Genomic DNA, 7,570 nt, shown 5'->3' with positions numbered 1-7,570 from the left:
TAGAGTGAACCCAAAAGCTTAGACAAATTTATAATTAATTTTGATAATAATGAGCTCGATATTCGGTCGGGCTCAGACCTTTTAAATTTAGTTTAATTCTTTCATTATTATAATACTTTATATACTCTTTTATATCACGCTTCAATTGTGTTATAGACTTATATTTATTTAGATAAAATAATTCAGATTTTAAAATACCAAAGAAGTTTTCTATTACTGCATTGTCTAAACAATTCCCTTTTCGAGACATACTTTGAGTAATTCCCTTTTCTTTTAATAGACTTTGATACTGTTTCATTTGATATTGCCATCCTTGATCAGAATGCAAGATTAAGTTTGCTTGATTAGGTATCTTTATAAAAGACTTTTTTAACATCGTAACGACTTGTTTAAAGTTTGGTTTTTCAGATAGCTCATAACTTATTATTTCACCATTGAATAAATCAATTATAGGCGATAGATATAGTTTGTCCCCAAAGACTTTAAATTCGGTAATGTCGGTAGCCCATTTTCTATTTGGTTTTATAGCCTTAAAATTACGTTGTAAAATATTGGGAGCTGTTTCACCTATTTGTCCTTTATAAGATTGATATCTTTTAGCTCTTATAAGGCTTTTTAAGCCTAATTGACGCATTAACTTAGATATGGTTTTGTGATTGATTATAAAACCTTTTTTATTAATCTCTAGAGTAATTCTTCTATAGCCATACCTGCCTTTATGCCGATGGTAAATCTTGCTAATTAATTGCTTTATCTCTTTATATTTATCGCTTAAATTATTTCTTTTTCGGTGGTAATAGTAACTGCTTCTTGCCATATTAGTATGTTTTAGTAATAGTTCTAAATCATACTTATGCCTTAATTCTGTTATGGCTTGCGCTTTTTGCTTTGCTCTTCTTGAATTAAGGCCTGAAACTTTTTTAGCAAGTCCAGTTCTGCCCGTAAGGATTCATTTTCCAATAGAAGTTCCTCTTCTCTGGTTAAAGGTTTATTGGATTTCTTTTTTGTCTTTTTAAATTCCATCGCTTTTGGTTTTCCTCTAGTTTTATGGTTTAAGCCTTCGGTACCCAGCTTTTTGTAATTCTTCTGCCAATTCATAATTACAGATTTAGTAGGGATATTGAACTCCAAACAAGCTTGGCTAAAGGATAGTGAATCTTTGTTGATAGCTTCCAATACTTTTATTTTGAAAGGTAAACTATAGACTTTGTTTTTTCTTGGCAACAAAGCTTTTTTGCCATATTTTTCATAAAAACGAATCCAATCATGAAGTGTTGTATGATGACAACCATTTAATTTTGAAACAGCTTCTACTGTTTGATGATGATTTAAAACTTGCTTTACACAGCGAAGTTTGAAATCGTAATTGTACTTGACTTTTCTTCCCATAAAAATACACTTAAATAGTGTCTAACTTTTTGGGTGCAGTTCAAAATCCGTGAGGATTTTCGTAAGTAGGTTAGAACCAAGCAATAAATTATATACGTTGTTACCTGCTGGCTTTTATTTTTTCAAATTCGTTTTTCAATTCAGTTTTATAATTTTCCTTTTCTTTTGTCGAAAAACTACAACAAAATCCGTCTTGTATTTTCCAAGTTCTAAACTTATAATTCTTTCCGTTTGATTCGAATTCAGATTCTGTCATTCGAACAAATCCTTTGTCGGTTTGGTCAGAGTTTAGATAAATTCCAGAGTTCATTTTTATGTCAGTTTCTCGCAAATTCTCATTAAAATCCGAAGACGTTAATAAAATTCCGCTTTTTGGGATTTCTATTTTTTTATTCCAAGTCAAAGCTGATATTGACAAATCTTTCGAGTTTTCAACTCCATAAATTATTGTTACATAACTTTTTTCAAATTCTGTTGGTATAATGAGTGTTTTTGTCCGATTGAACTTATAGCCATAAAACAGAATTACTAATAAAGCTAAAGCTAATTGAGTTAGAAATATCTTCTTATAATTCTTTAACCATTTTTTTAGTCCAAAGTCAATTGCAAAAAGTATAATTCCACCAACAATTAAGGTTAAAACCATAAAAAATCCCCAACCTAAATTTCTTTCCTTAATTACAATGAATATCGCATAAATTATAGACGATATTGATAAAATCAGAAATGGTGTTATTTTTTTTAGCGTGTTGTTCATTCAGCTTGCAGGTAACGTTTTTGTATAAAGAAAGTTGCGTTTTTGTGGGCGAGGATTTTCCGTAGGAAAATCAGAAGCAAGCAAAAATGCAACACACTTTAATTAAGCACAAAATAGCAATTTTTTTTATACGGTGTTGCAAGTAGTAGTTTTTTTGTTCCGATTACTTTTATTTATCTTTAATCTGCTAACTTTTTCCAATTCCGTTTGAGTAAGAAATTCCGTTTGAGTAGATATTCCGTTTGAGTGAAAATTCTGTTTGAGTGGAAATACCGTTTGAGTGAGATTCCGTTCGAGTAAGAAATTCCGTTTGAGTAGAAAATCGGTAGAGTAAATTCAGCGTAATATTTGTTAAAAATCAGATTTATTTTATTTGCGAATTGTTTGCGTTTGAGTGTTTTCCGCTATTACTTGCAACGTGATTGTGTATGATTAGTGGCGTGTTTAAGCAACTAATTTAGCAAATACAAACCGAATAGAAAATCCGCGAGGATTTTCGTAAGTAAGCTGGAACTAGCCATTAATTATACACGGTGTTGCCAATAGTTTTTTATTTCAAATCTTCTACTGCGTCCATAAAGTCAAATTCGTGTACTAAACAGATTTGATGTCCGCTTTTTCTCATTTCCAATGCTTTTTCCACTTTCCGTCCATAACAAGCAAAAGCCCAAGCTGGATTTCCATTATCTCCAACAATTAGATAGTCAGTTTTTTTAGTAACTGTTCTTGTCGGTATTCCGCCCAAATCAGAAATCAGTTTTTCTAATTCCGACCGATTTCCACTTTTTAAAACTCCTGTTACGCAAAAAGTTTTTCCGTCAAAATCAATATTAGGGTCGCTCGTACAATGTCCTGAAATATTTATATCAGCAGTATCTTGGTCAATTTGTTTAGCTATCTCTTTGTTTTCGATATTTACAAATTGATTTAAATATGCTTTTAAAATCAAAATTTCCTCTTCCTCAATTATTCCATCTGACACGATTGATAGCATTAAACTCCTAATTTCATCGTAAGGATAGTAAGTACTTAAATGCGTATTTTGCTCAAGCCATTTTTCAAGGTCACGAACTTCTTTTTCATTTATTATTCCGTCTGCCAAAATTCCGTGACAAATTCCCTGCAAAGTTTGTAAATCAGTCGTTACAGCATTATAGTAGTAATTGTCATTTTCGTATTTCTGGCACAACCAAAATAAATCTTCTATTGTTTCTGTCGCAGGAATATTGTTTGAAACCGTTTCGTTAATAATTGTCATAAATTCCTTGAAAGGATTTCTGTTTATTAAACTCCGATGATTTTCAGCCCATTTTTTGAGTTCGTTGATTTCTTTTTCGTTTACTTGTTCGTCTAAATTTATTCCAAGTAATATTCCTTTCAATGAGTTGATTGCTTTATCAGCTCTTGCTTTTGAAGTAAAAACTTCTAATTCTTTTTGACTTAATTCGCTCATCGATGATGTTTTTTCAAATTATTGGCAACGTGTTTGTGTATGGTTAGTTGCGTGTTTAAGCAACTAATTTAGTAAACAAAAACGAACGCGAGAAAATTCCGAAGGAATTTTCCAAATAAGCAACGACCAAAGCAATTAATTATACACGTTGTTACCTGCTGGCTTTTTTCTTCAGTTTTAGTTTCATCATTATGTCTGTCTGTTCATCATTTCCCAATTGGAAAATATGTTTGTCAAATGCTACAAATCCATTTTTTTCATAAAATCTGATTGCTCTTGGGTTTTGCTCCCAAACGCCTAACCAAACATATTCTACGTTTTTTTCTTTCGCCAATTCAATCGCTTTGTTGTAAAGAATTTGTCCGACTTTTTTTCCGTGAAATTCCTTTAGCACGTAAATCCGTTCAATTTCGAGTGCGTTTTTATCCTTTATTTCTGTTTGTGATTGTCCGAAATTCACTTTTAAATACCCAATCACATTGTCGTCAAGTTCCGCAAAATAGAATTCAGCGTTTTCGTCTGTCAGTTCAGTTTTCAGTTTTTCGGTCGAAAATCCTTCTTCCAAATATTTCTGCATATCTTCTTCGCTGTTATCGGAAGAAAATGTCTCGGCAAAAGTCAATTTCCCGATTTCCTTTAGGTTTTCAATGTCTTGGATATTTACTTTTCTAATTTTCACTTATTGTTTAGTTTAAAATTCTTTTTCATAATAGTCACATAAACTGGAAGCGATACATTCTTCGCATTTCGGTTTTCTTGATATGCAGATGTTCATTCCGTGCTGTATTAGCCACTCGTGAGCGTGTTTTTTATATTTTTTTGGTGTAAGTCTGTTTATTTCGTCAGCGGTATCTTCATTGGATTTAGTTTCCACTATTCCAAGTCGGTTCAAAACTCTGTGTACGTGTGTGTCAACTGCAATGGTGTCTCCACCAAAATTAAAATTCATCATTATATCTGTACACTTCCGTCCCACACCTTGTAGTTCCAAAAGTTCTTTTTCCGTTCGTGGTACTTCTCCGTTGTGATTGTCAATTAACTGTTGGCACATTTCTTTTAAATGTTTTGTCTTTCGATTATAATGTGCCACAGGTTTAATCAACTCGGTAAGTTCGTCATCTGACAAATCCAATATTTCTTTTGGTGTTGTAGCTTTATCATATAGGGCATTGCACGCTCGGATTACCCGTTTTGTGTGTGTCATTGTTGAAAGCATTACAGAGACCAAACTTTTAAAATCCGTACTGTTAAGTCCGTTTTTTTCCCATTCATTATCGTTTTCGGCAAATATTTCGTACTCGTTGCTTAATTTCTCGTAAACTTTTTCAATTTTCTTTTTTGCCATTTTTTCGATTATGTTTTTGGTGTTTTTCAGCTTGCAGGTAACGTGTTTGTGTATGATTTCGTTGCGTGTTTCAGCAACTAATTTAGCAAATAAATCACAGATAGAAAGTCCGCGAGGACTTTCGTAAGTAGGCTATAACTAGCAATGAATTATACACGTTGTTAGCTGTAGACATTTTCTATTTTTCAAGTTCAGTTACTAATTTTCGAACAAAATTCTTTACGTTATTAATTAGTTCATTTATTGTTCCTTTATCTAATTCAACTGGGTTTCCGTCTTTTGTAAATCCATTTCTATGAACCAAATCGTGACGAGTAAGCACACCTTTATAAATTTCAGAAAAATTAGGAAAAGTAATTTTAAATGTGTCTCTATACATATTACCTACTATTGGTAAGTTGTGATAAATTGTATCCAACATTACTTTTTGGGCTATATTTTCAATTTCATCATATTTTTCAAATATTTCACTAAGTTCAAATTTTCGATTTTTGAACTCTGGATGTGTACAAATAAATCGTTGAAGGTTTTCTTCCGAATCAAATGTTCTATTGATAAAGGAACTTGATAAATAAGTTTCAAGCGTGCTTATAATTGAAATGTATATTTGACGATAAAGAGTTTGTTTAATATTAGGTGTTTTTACATCTAAAGTCAACAACGATTCTATATTTTCGATTTCTTTATAAAAGCTTTTAGAATAATCGTTATTTTCAGTTATTGCTTCAAATTCATAATCGTATTCGTGTTCATCATCAAATTCCCAAGGGTCAAGATATACATTGAGATTTTTATCTAAACCTTTAATCTTATCTAAAATGGATTTAGGATTATTTTGGTTAAAAACAATTCTGTAATTATATATTAAACCTTCGTCACTTTCGTCAGTTTCAATTTCATAGTCTAATTGACATAGTTCAGTATAGTCAATCCCTAATTTAGGTGCAAGGTGAGCTTCGTCTTCTCTTTCTTGCATTGCAATATGTACATCACTCCAATAACCCATATAATTTGTCTTTGTCTTTCTGTTTGTGGTTTGTTCTGTTTACAGCTAACGTGTTTGTATATGGTTTGTTGCGTGTTTAAGCACCTAATTTAGTAAATAATTACCGACCAAGAAAGTCCGCGAGGACTTTCGTAAGTAGGCAAGAAGCCAGCAATAAATTATATACGGTGTTGGCAATAGTTATTTTATTATTTCAAGTTTTAAATGATTCGGCTGTCTAGAATACCATCGTATAGCTTGAGAACTCGCTTCTTTCATAAAATTGTTTAGTTCATCAAATTCTAAAGAGGTTATTTCTTCTCCTGTTAGTGTGAAATTAGATTTAGCGTGTACAACTTTGTTCCTTGTTTTGTAAATTATTTTACTAGCAATATTACAAGACGTGGTAATTTTTTGTTTGTCTGTTGAATAAGTTAATTCAGTTGCTCCTATATGTTTTCTTATTTTCTTTTTTATGGATTCCGGAAGCTTTTTAAATAAGCTAACGATATCAAAGCAAGTATTAAATGAGGCTTTAATCAAATCTTCATCATTAAACTTATCTCGCATTGAATTTGCCAATTCAAATATAGACCTGATATAGTCTCCATCTTCAAAAGAACTTTTAGGTGCGTCAAGTTTTTTTCTCATCAATTCATTGGCTTCAATATTTACTGCGATTGGTGAAAAATGCTCTAAAACTTTATAAAAATTTAAAAATTTTAGCTCAGGGTCTTTAATTTGAACTGCTGAAACAAATAGATTCATACCTTCATTATATGGCTCTAATTCTCTAAGACCACTAGATGAATTTTCTTCTTCCTCTTCATCGTAACTATAATAATCGTCAATAGGATTCCTTATCTCGGAAAAGTTCAATGCAAACCCACTAGAATCAGCTACTTCAAATATGTATGAATTAATTAAGTCTAATTCATTTGAGTTATTGAGTTTTTTATCTACACTATCATAAATCACTTCAAGAGCTAAATATTGATTCGCTGTTCCCCAATATTCGTTTCTATCGTATTCTTTCAGTTTGGTAGCAACCAAACCAACTATTATTGATTGCTCTACCAGATTAACCTTTATACCATCCAAAGAGCTCATTCCGATTTCGTGATATGTTCTTAATCGATAGTCATCTTCTGAATCGGTAAGCGCAACTATGTAGTAGCTTCTCAAATTAGTCTTTATTAAACCATTATTTATGATTTTTATAGACTTGATTTCACTTTCAAATGCTATTAGTTCTGTTGGTTCAATAGAAGTATATTCTTCTTCTCCAGGAAAACCAAAGTCGATTGTTTCGATATCTTCCTCTTCATCAATAATCTCTTCTATTCTTTCTTCTGAAAAAATCAACTCTTCTTCATTGTCTTCAAAGTATTCGCAATAATCAATTATGAAATTATTTATCTCATTAATTTTTAGTAATTGTTCTTTGTTTAGTTTCATTTTTTAATTATTGCCAACGTGTTTGTATATGAAAAGTGCGTGTTTGTGTCAGCGGATTTTCGGAACGAAAATCGGATGAAAGCAAACACGCACTTTCCTTTGATTTAGCACTAAACTACGCATTTTTTATATACAGTGTTGGCTTTTAGTGCTTTTTTGTACGCTTAATAATTCTGTTTTGTG

8 protein-coding genes are annotated in these 7,570 nt (G+C 31.5%); all 8 read right to left on the bottom strand.

The window, feature by feature from the left end:
• Positions 1-34: 34 nt before the first annotated feature.
• Entirely contained in the window at positions 35-871 is an 837-nt protein-coding gene (locus OS191_RS06460; protein ID WP_267154909.1) for an IS3 family transposase, read from the bottom strand.
• On the bottom strand, positions 868-1,389 hold the full coding sequence (locus OS191_RS06455; protein ID WP_267154908.1) for a helix-turn-helix domain-containing protein: 522 nt from the start codon (positions 1,387-1,389) through the stop codon (positions 868-870). The genes OS191_RS06460 and OS191_RS06455 overlap by 4 nt, the downstream gene beginning before the upstream one ends.
• 100 nt (positions 1,390-1,489) lie before the next feature.
• Entirely contained in the window at positions 1,490-2,146 is a 657-nt protein-coding gene (locus OS191_RS06450) for a hypothetical protein (RefSeq protein ID WP_267154907.1), read from the bottom strand.
• A 550-nt stretch (positions 2,147-2,696) separates the two neighbouring features.
• On the bottom strand, positions 2,697-3,599 hold the full coding sequence (locus tag OS191_RS06445; RefSeq protein ID WP_267154906.1) for a BRCT domain-containing protein: 903 nt from the start codon (positions 3,597-3,599) through the stop codon (positions 2,697-2,699).
• A 151-nt stretch (positions 3,600-3,750) separates the two neighbouring features.
• A complete protein-coding gene (locus OS191_RS06440) occupies positions 3,751-4,278 on the bottom strand; it encodes a GNAT family N-acetyltransferase (RefSeq protein WP_267154905.1) in 528 nt (175 codons plus the stop codon).
• Positions 4,279-4,290: 12 nt separating this feature from the next.
• Positions 4,291-4,944, bottom strand: a complete 654-nt coding sequence (locus OS191_RS06435) for an endonuclease III domain-containing protein (RefSeq protein WP_267154904.1) — start codon at positions 4,942-4,944, stop codon at positions 4,291-4,293.
• A 178-nt stretch (positions 4,945-5,122) separates the two neighbouring features.
• On the bottom strand, positions 5,123-5,950 hold the full coding sequence (locus OS191_RS06430; protein ID WP_267154903.1) for a hypothetical protein: 828 nt from the start codon (positions 5,948-5,950) through the stop codon (positions 5,123-5,125).
• Between the two features lie 180 nt (positions 5,951-6,130).
• Positions 6,131-7,387, bottom strand: a complete 1,257-nt coding sequence (locus OS191_RS06425; protein WP_267154902.1) for a hypothetical protein — start codon at positions 7,385-7,387, stop codon at positions 6,131-6,133.
• Positions 7,388-7,570: the final 183 nt, after the last annotated feature.

The sequence above is a fragment of the Xanthomarina sp. F2636L genome (genome assembly GCF_026410195.1).
In the GTDB taxonomy this organism is placed as follows: domain Bacteria; phylum Bacteroidota; class Bacteroidia; order Flavobacteriales; family Flavobacteriaceae; genus Xanthomarina.
Note: the sequence above shows the minus strand (reverse complement) of the source record. Positions and strands in the feature narration are given on the sequence as shown.